Source organism: Streptomyces sp. 6N223 (assembly GCF_052246635.1).
Classification (GTDB): Bacteria; Actinomycetota; Actinomycetes; order Streptomycetales; family Streptomycetaceae; genus Streptomyces.
Genome location: NZ_JBQQCA010000003.1, coordinates 159,042 through 173,777, shown reverse-complemented (window position 1 = coordinate 173,777; position 14,736 = coordinate 159,042). Strand labels below are relative to the sequence as shown.

General features: G+C 71.2%; 11 protein-coding genes. 6 read left to right on the top strand and 5 right to left on the bottom strand.

The features are described 5' to 3' along the window. The first annotated feature begins 19 nt into the window (after nucleotides 1-19). The gene (locus ACTWQH_RS03765; RefSeq protein WP_443284840.1) at nucleotides 20-268 is read left to right on the top strand and encodes an acyl carrier protein; all 249 of its coding nucleotides are present in this window, start codon (nucleotides 20-22) and stop codon (nucleotides 266-268) included. Next, nucleotides 265-1,485, top strand: a complete 1,221-nt coding sequence (locus tag ACTWQH_RS03760) for a beta-ketoacyl-[acyl-carrier-protein] synthase family protein (protein ID WP_443284839.1) — start codon at nucleotides 265-267, stop codon at nucleotides 1,483-1,485. The genes ACTWQH_RS03765 and ACTWQH_RS03760 overlap by 4 nt, the downstream gene beginning before the upstream one ends. 95 nt (nucleotides 1,486-1,580) lie before the next feature. Here ACTWQH_RS03760 and ACTWQH_RS03755 read toward each other — a convergent pair whose 3' ends face one another. From ACTWQH_RS03755 to ACTWQH_RS03740, 4 genes are all read right to left on the bottom strand, one after another. After that, the gene (locus ACTWQH_RS03755) at nucleotides 1,581-2,246 is read right to left on the bottom strand and encodes an LmbU family transcriptional regulator (RefSeq protein WP_443284838.1); all 666 of its coding nucleotides are present in this window, start codon (nucleotides 2,244-2,246) and stop codon (nucleotides 1,581-1,583) included. A gap of 234 nt (nucleotides 2,247-2,480) precedes the next feature. Beyond that, the gene (locus tag ACTWQH_RS03750; protein WP_443284837.1) at nucleotides 2,481-4,343 is read right to left on the bottom strand and encodes a BTAD domain-containing putative transcriptional regulator; all 1,863 of its coding nucleotides are present in this window, start codon (nucleotides 4,341-4,343) and stop codon (nucleotides 2,481-2,483) included. A gap of 809 nt (nucleotides 4,344-5,152) precedes the next feature. Further along, on the bottom strand, nucleotides 5,153-8,611 hold the full coding sequence (car, locus tag ACTWQH_RS03745) for a carboxylic acid reductase (protein ID WP_443284923.1): 3,459 nt from the start codon (nucleotides 8,609-8,611) through the stop codon (nucleotides 5,153-5,155). A gap of 32 nt (nucleotides 8,612-8,643) precedes the next feature. Next, nucleotides 8,644-9,354 (bottom strand): class I SAM-dependent methyltransferase, encoded by a 711-nt coding sequence (locus ACTWQH_RS03740; protein WP_443284836.1) that lies wholly within the window; start codon nucleotides 9,352-9,354, stop codon nucleotides 8,644-8,646. Nucleotides 9,355-9,918: 564 nt separating this feature from the next. Here ACTWQH_RS03740 and ACTWQH_RS03735 point away from each other — a divergent pair. The 4 genes from ACTWQH_RS03735 (at nucleotide 9,919) to ACTWQH_RS03720 (ending at nucleotide 13,677) form a co-directional block, all read left to right on the top strand. Further along, on the top strand, nucleotides 9,919-10,836 hold the full coding sequence (locus tag ACTWQH_RS03735; protein ID WP_443284835.1) for an ATP-grasp domain-containing protein: 918 nt from the start codon (nucleotides 9,919-9,921) through the stop codon (nucleotides 10,834-10,836). 87 nt (nucleotides 10,837-10,923) lie between these two features. Further along, a complete protein-coding gene (locus ACTWQH_RS03730; protein WP_443284834.1) occupies nucleotides 10,924-11,121 on the top strand; it encodes a ferredoxin in 198 nt (65 codons plus the stop codon). A 25-nt stretch (nucleotides 11,122-11,146) separates the two neighbouring features. Next, a complete protein-coding gene (locus ACTWQH_RS03725) occupies nucleotides 11,147-13,237 on the top strand; it encodes a condensation domain-containing protein (RefSeq protein WP_443284833.1) in 2,091 nt (696 codons plus the stop codon). Next, nucleotides 13,234-13,677: a nuclear transport factor 2 family protein gene (locus tag ACTWQH_RS03720; protein ID WP_443284832.1), complete on the top strand. Its 444-nt coding sequence runs from the start codon at nucleotides 13,234-13,236 to the stop codon at nucleotides 13,675-13,677. Before ACTWQH_RS03725 ends, ACTWQH_RS03720 begins: the two co-directional genes overlap by 4 nt. Nucleotides 13,678-13,706: 29 nt before the next feature. Here ACTWQH_RS03720 and ACTWQH_RS03715 read toward each other — a convergent pair whose 3' ends face one another. Further along, a complete protein-coding gene (locus ACTWQH_RS03715) occupies nucleotides 13,707-14,717 on the bottom strand; it encodes a LacI family DNA-binding transcriptional regulator (protein ID WP_443284831.1) in 1,011 nt (336 codons plus the stop codon). Between the last annotated feature and the right edge of the window lie 19 nt (nucleotides 14,718-14,736).

The following is a 14,736-nucleotide window of genomic DNA, read 5'->3' as shown; positions in this document are numbered from 1 at the left end:
GACGACCGAAGGAGATCTCATGTCCACTTACGACACGCTCGTGACCATCCTCACGGACCGCTTCAAGGTGCCGGCGTCCGACATCAAACCGGACATCACCTTCGACGAGCTCGGCATGGATTCGCTGTTCCTGGCCGAGTTCCTGGTGGTGATCGAGGAGGACCTCGGCGTGCAGATCGAGGACGAGGACGTCGAGCCGACGAGCTCGCTGGCCCGGGTCGGGGAGCTCGTCGACGAACAGCTCGCCAGGGCGGGCAAGCCGTCGTGACGGCGCACGGAGTGGCCGTGACCGGCCTGGGGCTGGTCACGGCGGCCGGCGTCGGCACGAAGGCGACGTGGGACGCGGTCTGCGCGGGCCGGCCGACGGCCGCGGACGACCCCCGTCTCGCCGGGCTGCCGGTCACCATCTCGTGCACGGTGCCGGACTTCGACGCCGACCGGCTGGTGGATCGGCGCAGCACGCTCGTGCACGACCGTTTCACGCAGCTCGCGCTCGTCGCCGCCCGGGAGGCCGTCGCGGAGGCCGGGCTCGATCCGGCCACGTGGTGCGGCGCCCGGGTGGGCGTGGTGGTGGGCAGCGCGCTGGGCGGGGTGGCGACCTCGGAGGCCCAGCAGCGGCGGATGGCCGAGCGTGGCCCGCGCGGCGTCTCCTCGCTGCTCATCCCGATGTTCATGCACAACATGGTGGCCGGGCACCTCGCGATGGACCTCGGCGCGACCGGCCCGAACTTCGTCACGGCGACCGCCTGCGCGTCGGGGGCCACGGCGGTCGGCGCCGCGGCGGAGCTGATCCGTACGGGCCGCTGCGACGTGGTGATCGCGGGCGGCACCGACGCCGCCGTCACCCCGCTGATGGTCAGCGGCTTCGCCCGGATGGGCGCGCTGTCCCGTCGAGTGGCGGAGCCGGCTGCCGCGTCCCGGCCCTTCGACGCCGACCGGGACGGCTTCGTCATCGGCGAGGGCAGCGGGATCCTGGTGCTCGAGAGGGAGTCGCACGCGGCGGCGCGGGGAGCGGCCGTTCTCGCCCGGGTGGCCGGGTACGGCGCGTCCGCGGACGGCCACCACATGACGGCGCCGGACCCGACGGGCGCCGCGGCCTCGCGGGCGTTGACCGGCGCGCTGGAGGAGGCGGGGGCCGGCGCGGGGGATGTCGACTACGTCAACGCGCACGGCACGTCCACGCCGCTGAACGATCTCACCGAGGCGAGGGTCGTGGCCGCGACGCTCGGCGCCGGCGTCGCCGTCAGCTCCGCCAAGGGCGCGCTGGGGCACACCCTCGGCGCGGCCGGCGCGATCGAGGCCGCGCTGTGTGTGCTGTCGGTGTCCACCGGCATGATCCCGCCGACGGCCAACCTGGAGCGGCAGGACCCCGAGGTCGAGCTGGACGTCGTGGCCGGCGGCGTCCGCCACGTGACGGTGGACGTGGCGGTGAACAACTCCTTCGGCTTCGGCGGGCAGAACGCGGTGCTGGTGTTCTCCTCGTGACCCCCCGCCCCCTGGCCCTGCCCGTGGCCACGCGTCAGGGGGCGTGCCGGGCGACCGCCCGGACACGCCCCCTGATCCGCTTCGTCTCCTCGTCGTCAGGTCACGGCGGACTTCACTTGTTCCTGGTCTCCCGAGAACTCGAGTTCGCTGGCCGCGGCCTCGTCGAGCGCCTTGATCAGCCAGAGCTTGAAGTCGATGCCGGAGCGGAGCGCGGCGTCACGCCACAGGGCGATGTGCTCGTGGGGCACCGACACCTTCGGCAGGGCCACCGCGGTGCCGGGCCCGGGACGTTCGACGCCGTCCCCGCGGCTGGCCCGCAGCTGGTCCCTGAGCTTGTTCCGCGACCACCCCTCTCGCTCGGCGCGGTCGAGCCACTGGTCCTGCTCCTCGGACGGCAGCCCGGCGACCTCCGCGTGGTGCTGGAAACTGAGGTTCTCCCGGCGTCGCCACAGCTCGAACTGCCGGGCGACCCAGGCGTAGTTGCGCAGCGTCTGGTAGTCGAGGCCGGCGGCCTCGATCGCCTTGCGATAGCGGTCCGAGTACCTGCTCTTCCCGTAGAGCAGCCAGTCCCCCAGGCACCAGCATGAGGACTCGGCGATGCGGAAAATCTTCAGGCCGGCCTGTTCCCATTCGTCGAACGGGAGCGGCCCGGGAATCTTGAGGCCGACCCGGGTGGCCATGATATTACCGGTGGGCAAAGCTTTCTGGCGTAGCTGGCTGGGTCGCGTGGAAATCGCCGACCGGCCTTGCGGATTGCTCACGGAATTCGGCATCACATTCCTGGCGAGTTTGGGTCAGAGCGAAGATGATCGTTCATCGACGACACGTCCCGTTCCGGCTGGGAGTGCGTTCTTCACATGGTGACACTAAAGGGGGCCGGTGGTGCATCGATAGCGACTCGATGAAATCCCGATGGCTACCGGCGGGTTGGGTTTCGGCCGGCGGGATCCGCCGCCGGCGGTCCGGCGGCGGCCCGTCCGGGCAACGCGAAAGGGCTATCCGGCCAGGTGGTCGCGAAGCGCCGCGGGGAGGGTGCCCGCCATGGTCAACGCGAGGATGTGCCGGCGAACGAGTTCGTTGAGCCGGAACGTGTGTCCCCGTGGCTGACACAGCAGATGCTCGTTCAGCAGATGCTCCAGGTCGTCCTGGAGCGCCAGGGGGGACATTCCTGTCTCCCGGGAGATCTGGTCCAGGTCCCGGTCGGCCGGGGAATTCGTGCACAGCACACGCACGATGCGTATCTGCTGTGCCGAAAGGGAGTTGTAGGCGTTCAGCAGGGCGCCTTCGACGCAGCGGTCGTCGGCGCGGAAGAACCGGAGTCCTGCCGCCGGGTCGCGGAGCCGGCTGACCATGTCGGCCAGCGTCCACGAGGGGCGGTGCACGAGCCGGTCCGCGGCGATCCGGACCGTGTTCGGCAGGCACCCGCACAGTTCCACGACCTCGGGGACGCGTTCCTCCTCTCCGCGGATTCTGTCGCGGCCCACGATCGTGGTGAAGAGCTCGACCGCCTCCGCGAGCGAGAGCACGTCGAGCGAGAGCACGGTGGTGGTGGTCAGCCCGATCAGCCGCCGCCGGCTGGTGATGATGACGCGGCACAGCGGCCCGCCCGGAATGAGGGCGCGCACCTGCCGGACGCCGGCGGCTCCGTCGAGGACCAGGAGCATGCGCCGGTCGGCGAGCGCGGCCCGCCACCGTCTCACCTGCTCGTCGAGGGAGCGGTGGCCGGCGTCGCCGACGCCCGCGGCCCGCATGAGCACGGACAGGGCGGTCCCGGGGCTCAGCGGCTCCCGGTCGGCGGTGTCGCCCAGCAGGTCGACGAAGAGCTGCCCGTCCGGGTAGTGCGGTGCCAGCAGGCGGGCGCACTGGACGGCGAGCGTGGTCTTGCCGCTGCCGGGCATCCCGTCGATGACGTCCACCCGCGCTCCCGGCGTGGTGCCGCCGCGCACGGAGCCCGTCAGCACGGCGAGTTCGTGCGCGCGGCCGACGAAGGTGGAGGTGACGTGGGGAAGGTCGCAGTAGGCCGTGACCGGCGGGCGGTGCGACGAGGGGAGTTCCGGCGCCACGGGCGTCGCCTTGGCGGGCGTCGCGCCGGGCCGGGCACGGGGCCGTGGAAGGCGGGCCGCCGCCTGCGGTTCGGCGCGCAGCACCGATTCGTGGACGGCCCTCAGCTCGGGCCCGGGCTCCATGCCGAGCTGCTCGACCAGGGCCGTGCGGGTCCTGGCGAAGACGGCCAGCGCGTCGGCCTGCCGATTGCGCCGGACGAACGCGGTCATCAGCATGGCGGCGAGGCGTTCACGCAGCGGATGGGCGGCCAGCAGCGCGGCCAGCTCCGGGATGACGGTGTCATGGCGTTCCAGCTGCAGGTCCAGCGCGATACGCCGCTCCAGCACCGACAGCCGCTGTTCCGTCAGGTGCCAGCGCTGGCTCTCCAGGAACGGCCCGGGAAGGCCGGCGAGCGGCTCGCCGTACCAGCGGCCGAGCGCCGTCGTCAGCAGGGCGGATGCCTCCTCGGTGTTGCCGCTCTCCTCGGCGGCCGTCGCCCGGTCCACCTCCTCCCGGAACCGTTCGACATCGAGCTGGCGGGGACCGAGGCGGAGGATGTAGCCCTCCCGCGAGGTCCTGATCGCCCCGGTGAGGTCGTAGGGGCCGGACGACAGCAGCCCCCGCAGCCGGTACATGTAGGGGGGAATCACCTTGGCGCCGCTGCCGGGCAGCTTTTCGCCCCAGACGGCCTTGAGGATCTCCGTGGGCGTGATGACCTGGTTCGCGTGGAACAGCAGAACGGCGAACACCGCCTGCTGCCGGCACGGCCCGAGGTCGAGCGCGACGTCACCCATCCGCGCGCGCAACGGGCCCATGACGGATATTCGGAGATCTCTTGGCATTGACGTAGGTGACGTCAGAATGCCGTCTGAATCGATGTTGGTTGCCATGCTCGGTTGCCCCTCGTACGCGAACACTACAGCGAGATTCTTTCACCTGTGCGCTTCGGTGGTTTTGTAGCGTGAGTCACTACTTAAGTGATATGTCCCCTCCTCGTCGGGCCCGGTGCGGACGCTACTCGGTGCGATCCGGGACCCGTCCCTCCGGGATCCATCCCGGCGCGGCGGAAAGGCGTGCCTACGCGCCCGGTAACGGGATTTCCGAGCAGTAGTGGAGAAGTGGGAGAAATTGTGCAACGCGGTCCGCTGCCCCGGCTCCGGAATGCCGCGCGGGGGAATGCCCCGGCATTCCGCGATGGGGAGAGCGTCCGGCGCGGCGGCGCCCGGAGTCGTCGCCGCGCAGCACCGCCGCGGCCGACTCCAGCCCGTGGTCGTCGTCACGTTCCGTCAGACTCTCCATCGGACGGACCGTGACAGCAGGGCGTTGGGGATTCGTTGTAGCAGCGTTGAACGGAGGGAAGCCGGAGGAGCCGCTCCCGCTCGGCCGTCGGACCGCCACCTTGTGGATACCGCATGACCTCGGCATACCGCACGGATCAAGAAACTGTCATCACCCCGCAGTACCGTCATCGCGGTACCGTCATCGCCCCCCGCGACAACACGCCAGTGGGCGCCGCCCACGAGCCGGCCGGTGTTGTGTCCTCAAGCCGGGCATAAGGGCGGCGCCCACGGTGGTCCCAGGATCCGGGCCGAACGAGCGGCAGCTCGGGCGGCCCGGTGGGGGTCTAGGAGGGAATGAGCTGCTTCAGGTCGGTGACGTACTTCCTGATAAGGGACGGCGAAAGCCGCGGAATGTCCTCGGCCGGGCCGATCTTGGCGGCCCGTACGGCGGCACGGAACCGGTCGGACGGAACAGGGGACCCGAGAACCGGATCTTCGGGAACCTCGAGTGCGTGGAGGATCGGCAGCGCCGAATGCTGCCGCCCGGCCTCGGGCAGGGCGCGCAGGGCCGCCTCGAACCGGGCGAGCCAGTCGGCGTAGTCGTCCACCCGCTCGACGCGCTGCCCCGCGTCGGTCAGCCAGTCGACGAAGACGTCGTACGAGACGCCGTCGTCGTGGGGGTTCACCAGGTGGAAGGTCTGGTAGCCGTCCGTGGTCTGCCCGCCCAGAGCCACGACGGCGGCGGCGGTGAAGTCCACCGGCAGCGCGTCGACGTGGGCGCGCGGGCGGTTTCCCTCGCTGTCGGTGCGGTAGAAGGAGCGCGGCGCGACGCCGGTGGCGATGAGGCTGAACAACAGGCGCGTGAACTGGTCCGAGACGTTCAGCTGCCCGCCGTACCGGCTGTGCGCGAGGATCTGGTTCGACCGGAAGGTGGTGACCGGGAGACCGTACAGCTCGTGCGCTTCCCGGAGCAGCACCTCTCCGGCCCACTTGCTCGTCGTGTAACCAGCGGCGTAGGCCCCCCCGACCGGCTGGACGGGAAGCGCGGTCCGCACGTCGGAGTCCTCGTCCAGGGCCGCCTGTCCGTCGTCGGTGATGGCGACGGCCACGCTGGAGATGTACGTGAACGGCTTGATCCGGCCGGTGAGCCCCAGACGGATCAGCTCGGCGGTGCCGACCACGTTGGCCTCGAAGAACTGGGGGTACGGCAGGACCTGGTTCACCAGGGCGCCGGCGTGGACGATCAGGTCCACGTCGGCGGACAGCCGCTTCCAGGTCTGGTCGTCCAGCCCCAGCTGCGGCTGGGCGATGTCGCCCGCCACGACCTCCAGATGTTCCTCCGCCCGGTCCCGGAAGGCGCGGACGAGGTCCTCGTCACCGCTGACGAACGCCTCCTCCAGCCGCTTCCTGGCCGCGGCCGCGTCGTTCCCGCGCACGAGGCAGATCAGCTTCCCGCCCGCCTCGCCCAGCTTCTCCAGCCACTCCAGGCACAGGAAGCGGCCGAGATAGCCGCTCGCTCCCGTCAGCAGCACGGTCCGCGGCGCACCCGTCGGGCGGGGAAGGGACGGGGCGTCGGCGCGTGTGTGCGCGTCGATGAACGTGTCCAGGGCGAGGTCCCCGGCGCGGACCTCGGTGCTGTCCTCGCCGTGCACCGACGCGAAGGTGGGCTGCTTCCGCTCGGTCTCGCGCTTCGACTCGACGTAGTCGGCCAGCCGCCGCAGATCGGTCGCCGGGCTGATGATGACGTCGATGGGAACCCAGATGCCGAAGATGTCATGCAGCAGGTCGGAGAAGGACACCGCGGACAGGGAGTCTCCGCCCAGCTCCCGGAAGTGCGCCGTGGGGCTCGCCTCGGCGGCGGAGCCGGCGAGCAGCGCCCGGGTGGCCCGCTGGATCGTCTCCAGGGCGGGCCGGTTCCCACCGTCGCGGCGCAGCTCCAGCAGCTCCCGGTCCGCGCGGGCGGTGACCTCGGAGTACAGGCCTTCCAGGCGCTCGCGGTACCGGTCCAGGAGCTGGGGCCGCAGCAGCTTTCCGGAGTCCGAGAGCAGGCCGTTCGCGTGGCTGAACGGCTCCGTCTCGATCAGGAACTCGCGCGGGATCTCGTAGGAGTTCAGTCGCGCCTCGTTCGCCGTCCGCTGGAACGACTCGGTGAGACGCCGCCTCAGGGCGTCCCGGTCGTCACCGGACTCCTGGAGGGCGTCGGGAGTGGGAACGACCACGGCGAGCAGATAGGACTGTTCGCTGTTGCCGTAGACGAAGATCTGGCTGAGCAGGGGACTGGCGGCGAAGATGGCCTCCAGGCGCGAGACGGCCACGAACTCGCCCTGCGACAGCTTCAGGACGTTCTTGCGCCGGTCCACGACGACGAAGCGGCCCGGCCCGGTCTCCGCGACGATGTCGCCCGTCCTGTAGTAGCCCTCCTCGTCGACGATCTCCGCCGTCCGCTCGGGCTGCTGGTAGTACCCGGGGATGAGGGTTTCGGTCCTGAGCAGCAGCTCCCCGCGCGGGTGAGGAGAGTCCGTCCGGCGGTAGCCGAGCTCGGGCACGTCGGCGAGACGGTAGTCGATGACCCATGGGCGCAGCAGCTCCTTGTCGACCGAGATGGCGCCGGTCTCGGTGGAGCCGTAGATGATGTGCAGCCTGAGGTCCAGCAGGGACTCGATGAACGCGGTCAGCTCGGTGGACAGCGGCGCGGACGTCGAACTCGCCCAGGAGACCCGGCCGCCCAGGAGATTCCCGCGCATCTCCGCCCTGACCTCGGACTCGGTCTTCTCCCGGTCGCCGCCCTCCGCCGGTGCCCGCCGGCTGAGTTCGCTCTGGTACTTCTCGAAGAGCATCTCGCAGACGCGCGGCACCAGCGACAGCTCCGTGGGACGCGCCAGCGCGATGTCCTCGAGAAACGTCGACAGGTCGCTGCTCGCCGTGAAGTAGCTGGTGCCACCGCGCGCGAGGGTGTTCTTCAGAGAAGCGTGTCCGACGGCGTGGCTCATCGGCATGTAGTTGATGCTCGTCGCCGCCGTGCCGGAGAACATCCTCGACCAGGCGCCGCCCCACATCTCCCTCGACAGCCGCTCGGTGTACATGGCGCCCTTGGAGGCCCCGGTGCTTCCCGAGGTGTAGATGAGCATGGACAGCGGATCGTCGTCGTCGGCGGGCGTGAACAGCGGCGCGCCGGGCAGCGCGGCCCCCCGCTCGGCGATGTCCGGCAGGGGCTCGACCGCCACGTCGCGACCGGCCTGTGCCAGGCGGTCGCGGGCGGCGGTGAACCTCTCCAGCTGATCGGTGACCTCCGGGTGGTAGTCGAAGACCACCAGGCGCCGGACCGAGGAACCGTCGCGTATCAGTTCGACCGCGGCGTCCAGGTTCTCCACGGCGGCGGCGACGATGAGCGGCCGCGTCTCCCCGATGACCGACTCCAGTTGCGACACGGGAGCGCTGGCCTGGAGCGGGACGCTCACCGCGCCGAGATGGACGCAGGCCAGATCGAGCGTCGCGTAGTCACGACTCGTGAAACCCAGGAGCGCGACCCGGTCGCCGGCGTTCAGCGCGTGTTCCGCGTGGTGGTGCCATTCACTGGCCACCGCGCGGACACGCGCCCACAGCTCGCGGAAGCTGGTGGTCTCGTATCGCGGCAGCAGGCGGAGCGAGACGCGACCCGTGCTGGGATCCGGCGCGAGCTCTCTTGCCCGTTCGCCAACGGCGGGCCGGTCCGCGTAGCGCTCCATCACATCTGCCATCAACTGCGCAAGTCGCACTTCTGGGTCTCCGTATCGCATCGCTGGCCGACTTTCGTGGACGAGAATCGAAGGACCGCGGCCCGTCGCCGTGGGGCAGGTCAGGCGCGGGTCGCGGTCAGCCGCCAGATCGGCAGCCTCAACCGGCCCTGCTCGTCCACCGGCAGTGCCCGCACCGTCTCCTCGTCGATGTCCTGGTTCGACAGCAGGCGGACGAACTGGGGCAGCACCTCGCGGGTCATCGCGCTCGTGTACGCCGTCCGCTCCAGGGCGGTGATGGTCCAGGAGGCGCCGAGGATGCCGCGGAGGTTCTGCTCGGTGACCCGGAAGCACTCCGGGAACTCCTCGGGCATGGCGTCGGAGAAGCTGAGGATGTGGAGCCGCGCGCCCGGGCGGGCCGCGCGGTGCAGCGCGGCCACGTAGGTGGCCCGCTGTTCGTCGGTCAGGTTGTGGTAGAGGGCGCTGTCGATGACGGTGTCGAAGCTGTCCTCGTAGCCGTCCAGCTTCATCGCGTCCGCGACCGCGAAGGTGATGTCGCCCTTCCCGCCGGCCCGCCGCCGGGCCTCCTCGATCGCCGTAGGCGCCTCGTCGATGGCCGTCACGCGGTGCCCCCGGGAGGCCAGGAACGCGGCGTTGTCGCCGAGCCCGCACCCGACGTCGAGCACGTCACCGCGTATCTCGCCGGCGTCCTCGAGCGCCACCAGGGCCGGCTGGGGCTCGCCGATGTCCCAGGGCATCCTGGTCCCGACCGGGGTCTTCCCCTGGTACATGGTCTCGCTGTCGACGTCCTCCAGGACGGACGGATCACTCACGATGGTCCTCCAGATGAATTTGCAGCGGTCAAACGGTCACGACGTCCATCAGGACGTCCATCACGGCGTCAATGTCAAGCACCCAGGAATGAGGGAGGAAACGGCGCGCGGCTCCGACCGCCAATTTCCACAAGGCCACTTCAGCGACCATCGAGAATCCGGCCAGACAATAGCTTGACGCGGATGTTGTACCAGAGGACGTCGGGCCGCAGCAAGGAGAGTTGGCCTTGGAAAGAACGCGGCCCGCGCGGGTCGTGGACGAACACAAAGCGGAGCGGTCACCGGCGGCGTTCGATAGCCGGCATCCGGCGCCGCGGAGCCGTTCTCCCGCGGCCTGCCGCGACGTGCGGCCGCCGGGCCCGGCGGCAGGTCAGCACCGCCGTAGCGGCGAAGGCCCGAACGCCCCGTGTCTCGCCGGCGGGACACCGGCGATTGTCATAGCCGCGCCTTTGCGGCACCATCGCTCCCCGTGATCGACGCCAGGCCACCGCCATTTCGCCTCGTCGGCACAAAAGAAATGACCAATTGCTGCCGATGGCCACGGCTATCATTGGGAGGAGCGCAATGAAACTCGGAGTCTTCGCCTGGGCGCGCGGTGAGATCGAGTCCGTCGAAATCGCCGAACACGCCAGCGCTCGCGGACACGACACCACCCTCTTCGCGTCGGACGACATCGGCTGCATGGCCGTGCCGAACGGGACCGTCCCCACGATCGCCGGCACGCCGGCCACCGAGTTCGACGTCGTGCTGTCCCGGGCGAACGTCGGCTACGAGAACTGGCGGGACACCTCGGAGCAGCTCCAACTGCTCTCCGGCGTCCCCGGCCTGCTGATGCTCGACCCCGTGGAGACACACCTGCGGGTGGTCAGCAAGTTCGCCATGCTGCACCGGCTCACCGAGGCGGGCATCCCCGTCCCCGAGACCCGCTCCTGCCGCTCGCTGGAGGACTTCCACGCCGCGCGCGAGGACTGGGGCTCCGTGGTGCTCAAGCCCTCCGTCGGCTTTTACGGCACCGACGTGGAGCGCTTCGTCGGCGAGCTCACCGATGTGGACACCAAGAAGGTCGAGGAGATGCTCGGCCAGTACGGCGTGCTGATCTGCCAGCGGTACATCCCGCACGAGGGCGACCTGCGGGTGCTGATCGTCAACGGCAAGCCGGCGTTCACCGCGCTCTTCGGCACGCACGGGGAGCTGTGGAAGCCCTTCCCCGGCCACGAGACCGGGATTCCGTGGGACATCGACGTCAAGCTCATCGACCCGTCTCCCGGCGTCGTGGACATCGCCGTCCGCGCCACCGAGGCCATGGAGTTGAGCTACGCGGGCGTGGACGTCATCCGCGTCGACGACGGGTTCGTCGTGGTCGAGGTGAACGTCGTCCCCGGCTGGGAGCCCATGCCCCGGCACATCCGGCAGATCCCCACCCGCCACGTCGTCGACCTCATCGAGGAGCGGTACGCCGCGTTCCGCGCGACGCGGCCGTAAGCCGGACGCGCAGCGGCCCACCCGGCGCGATCACCTGGCAACCCCACCCGCCGGACGCTCCGGCGGAAGAACACAGAGAGAACAACCATGCGTCTGGAACTGGACGAACCGAAGTGCGTGGGATCGGGGCATTGCGTCCTGGCCGCCCCGGACGTCTTCGACCAGCGGGACGAGGACGGCGTCACCGTCCTGCTCGTCGAGCAGCCCGGCGAGGAGCTGCTCGACGGGGTGCGGAAGGCCGTGGCCACCTGCCCGTCCTCCGCGCTCCGGCTGGCGGAGCGCTGAAGGTGAAGAGGGACAGCCCGCTGCCATGCACACCCCGTCCGCGTCTGCCCCGCCGGCGTCGGCCCGCTTCGCGCTGAGCGCCTATCAGCGCGACGTGTGGTCCGCCGAACGCCACACGCCGGGCACCCCTCAGTTCAACACCATGGTGCACGAGACGTTCGTCGGCGACGTGGACGTGGAGGCGTTACGCGCCTGCTTCCGGCGCGTGCTGGATCGCCACGACGCCTTTCGCCTCCGCGTGGCCGAGGACGAGGGAGTGCCCTGGCAGTGGCTGGCCGATGCGCTCGTGGACGACCCCGACGACCCCGACGACCCCGACGACCCCGACGACCCCGACGACCCAGGGGACCCGGAGGACCCCGCGCGGGACGCGGTCGAGGTCGTCGACCTCTCCACCGCGGGCCGCCCCGCCGAGGCCTGCCGACGGTGGTGCGACGAGGCGCTGAAGGAGCCGTTCCCGCTGGGGGAGAGCCCGCGGCTGTTCCGGGCGGCCCTGCTGCGCGAGAGCGCCACCGTCACCCACCTCTTCCTGAAGACCCACCACCTGATCACGGACGGCTGGTCGGCGAACCTGATCCGCGTCCAGCTGATCGAGGACTACGCCCGCCACGCCCGGGGCGAGGAGCCCGCCGCCGTGGCGGCGCCGTCCGTGCGGACGGCCGTCACCGCCTGCGAGGAGTACCTCGCCTCGCCCGCCCACGACGCGGACCGCGCGTTCCACCGCGACGCCCTCTCCGGCATGGAACCGGCGTTCTTCCGCCGCACCCGCCGTACCCGCCGCTCCGGCGGCACCCGCGGCGCCGCCGCCGGGACCGGCGCCGGATCCGGGCGCCACACCCTCGTCATCGACCCCGAGACGCCGGCCCGCATCCGCCGGGCCGGCGGCCACCCCTTCCCGTTCCTCGCCGCCGCGCTCGCCGTGTGCCTGTCCCGGACGCACCGCACCGACGCCCCGGTGATCGGCGTCCCCCTGCTGAACCGTCACACCCCCGCGGACCGGGCGACGGTCGGCCTGTACGCCAACACCCTGCCGCTGCGCCTGCCCGTGCCGGCGGGCGTGTCGCTGCCCGCGCTCGCCCGTCAGGCGCGCGTCGCGGTGGGGCGGCTGCGGCGGCACGAGCGGCTGCCGCTGAGCGAGGTGCTGCGCGAGCTGCCGCCGGTCATGGTCGGCGACCCCGGAGACCGCAGGCTGTTCGACGTCACCCTGTCCTATCTCAGGCTGCCCACCCCGGCGGCGTTGCCCGGGATCGAACGGGCCGGGACCACCCTCACCGCCCCGCCGCACGAGGGGGAGGCGCTGGCCGTCGTCGTCATGGACAGCAAGGAGTCGGCCGGCCTCCGGGTCGAGGACGGCCGCGTCCGGGTGCGGTTCGCCGACGGCCGGGAGGCCACCGGCGACGTGCTGATCGGCGCCGACGGCATCAACTCGGCGGTGCGCCGCCAGCACGCCGGGGCCGAGGAGCCGCGCTACGGCGGGTTCGTCTGCTGGCTGGCCGTCACGCCGTTCACGCATCCACGGGTGGCCCCCGGCTCCAACGGGCACTACTGGGGCCGCGGGCAGCGCTTCGGCATCCATGACGTGGGCCACGGCCGGGTCTACTGGTGGGGCACGAAGAACGTCCCGGCCGCCTCCGCCCGCAGCGGCAACGGCGACAGGGAACAGCTGCTGCGGGCCTACGACGGCTGGGCGGCGGAGGTGTGCGAGGCGATCGACGCGACGCCACCGGGCGACATCCTGGCCGTGCCGGCGCAGGACCGGCCGTTCCTGGAGCGCTGGGGCGAGGGCCCGGTGACGCTGCTCGGCGACGCCGCGCACCCGATGATGCCCGCCCTCGGCCAGGGCGGCAGCACGGCGATCGAGGACGCCGTCGTGCTGGCCCAGTGCCTGGCCCGGATACCCGACCCGCCGGCCGCGCTGCGGGCGTACGAGGACCTGCGGCGGGAGCGGACCAGGACGATGGTCGAGGTCTCCTACCGGCTGACTGGCATGGAGCAGCTCCAGAACCCCATGTCGGCGCTGCTGCGCAACGCCTACATGCGCGTGGCGCCGCTATCCGTGCTCGCCCGCCCGATGCGGGCGGCGCTCACCCCGGAACTGCTGGAGGAGACGGCATGACATCCGCCGACACGGACCCCGCCGCACACCCCGACGCACGCAGCGTGGTCCTGCGCTACCTCGGGGCGCTGCGGGAGCGCGACCTCGCCACGCTGGCCGAGGTGCTGGCGCCGGACGCCGCGTACCGCATCCCCGGCGACCACCCGGTGGCGGGGGTGTGGACGGGTCCGCAGGAGATCTCGGAGAAGTTCTTCGCGCCCATGGCCGAGCGGTTCGATCCCGGGGCGGAGTACGCCGTGGACGTCGCGCACGTGGTCGCCGAGGGCTCGGAGGTGGTCGTCGAGTGCGTCACGCGCGGCACGACCGTGGACGGCGCCCCGTACCGCGCGGACATCAGCGCCCACTTCACCGTGACCGACGGCCGGATCACCAGCATGCGGGAGTTCTTCGACACCCAGTACTTCGCCCGCACCCTGTTCGGCGTCGGCAGCGGCGCCTGAGCGTGTGACCGCCGGTGCGGCCCGGCGCCTCAGCTGCCGGGCGGAGGCGCCGTGCTCGCGCGGACGACGAGGTCCGGGCTGAGCGAGGTCACACCCGGCTCCCGCCGGCCCGACCTGAGCGCGCGGACGAGCAGCTCGGTCGACGCCTGGGCCATGCGCCGCTTGGCGAAGGCCACCGTCGTCAGCGGCGGATGGGACTGGTCGGCCTCGGCCATGTCGTCGATGCCGGCCACGGAGAGGGAGCCGGGCACCGCACGGCCGAGGTCGGCCGCCGCCTGGAGCACGCCGAGCGCCAGCAGGTCGTGCGTCGCCAACACGGCGGTCACCTCGGGGTGCTCGGTCAGCACGCTCATCGCGGCCTCGAACCCGCCAGGCTGCGACGACTCCCTGGCCGTCCCGATCCGCGAGGGCTCGATGACGATGGACGCCTCGGCGAGCGCACGCCGCGCCCCCTCCAGCCGCACCCGGTGCGGTGGCAGGTCACCGACCACGGCGATGTCCCGGTGCCCCAGGTCGCGCAGGTGCTGGGCGGCGAGGTAGCCGGCGTGGCCGTGGTCGAAGGTCACCACACTGATGCCGGAGGGGGTCTCGGTCTCCGAGGCGCACAGCACGAACGGGAGCCCCAACTCGGTCAGCAGATCGACATGGTGACTGACGTTCCCGTCGTCGGCGAGGATGAGCCCGTCGATGTACCGCCGCTTGAGGATCTCCAACTGCCCGCGGGCGCGCTCGGGATCGCCGTAGGTGGTGCAGAGCGCGATGCTGTAGCCCTCCGCATCCAGGGAGCGCTCCAGGTCCTCCACCAGCTCGGCGTAGAAGGGGTCGGCGATGGTGGGCACGACGAGGCCGACCATCATCGTCTGCCCGGTCGCAAGGCCCCGGGCCAGCAGGTTCGGGGTGTAGCCGAGCTCCGCTATGGCCCGCTCGACGCGCTCGCGCGTGACGGGGCTGACCACGGGACGCTTGTTGATCACGTTGGACACGGTCTGCTTCGTCACCCCCGCACGGAGCGCAACGTCCTTGATCGTGACCACGGACACCCTCGTATCGTCTCGATGA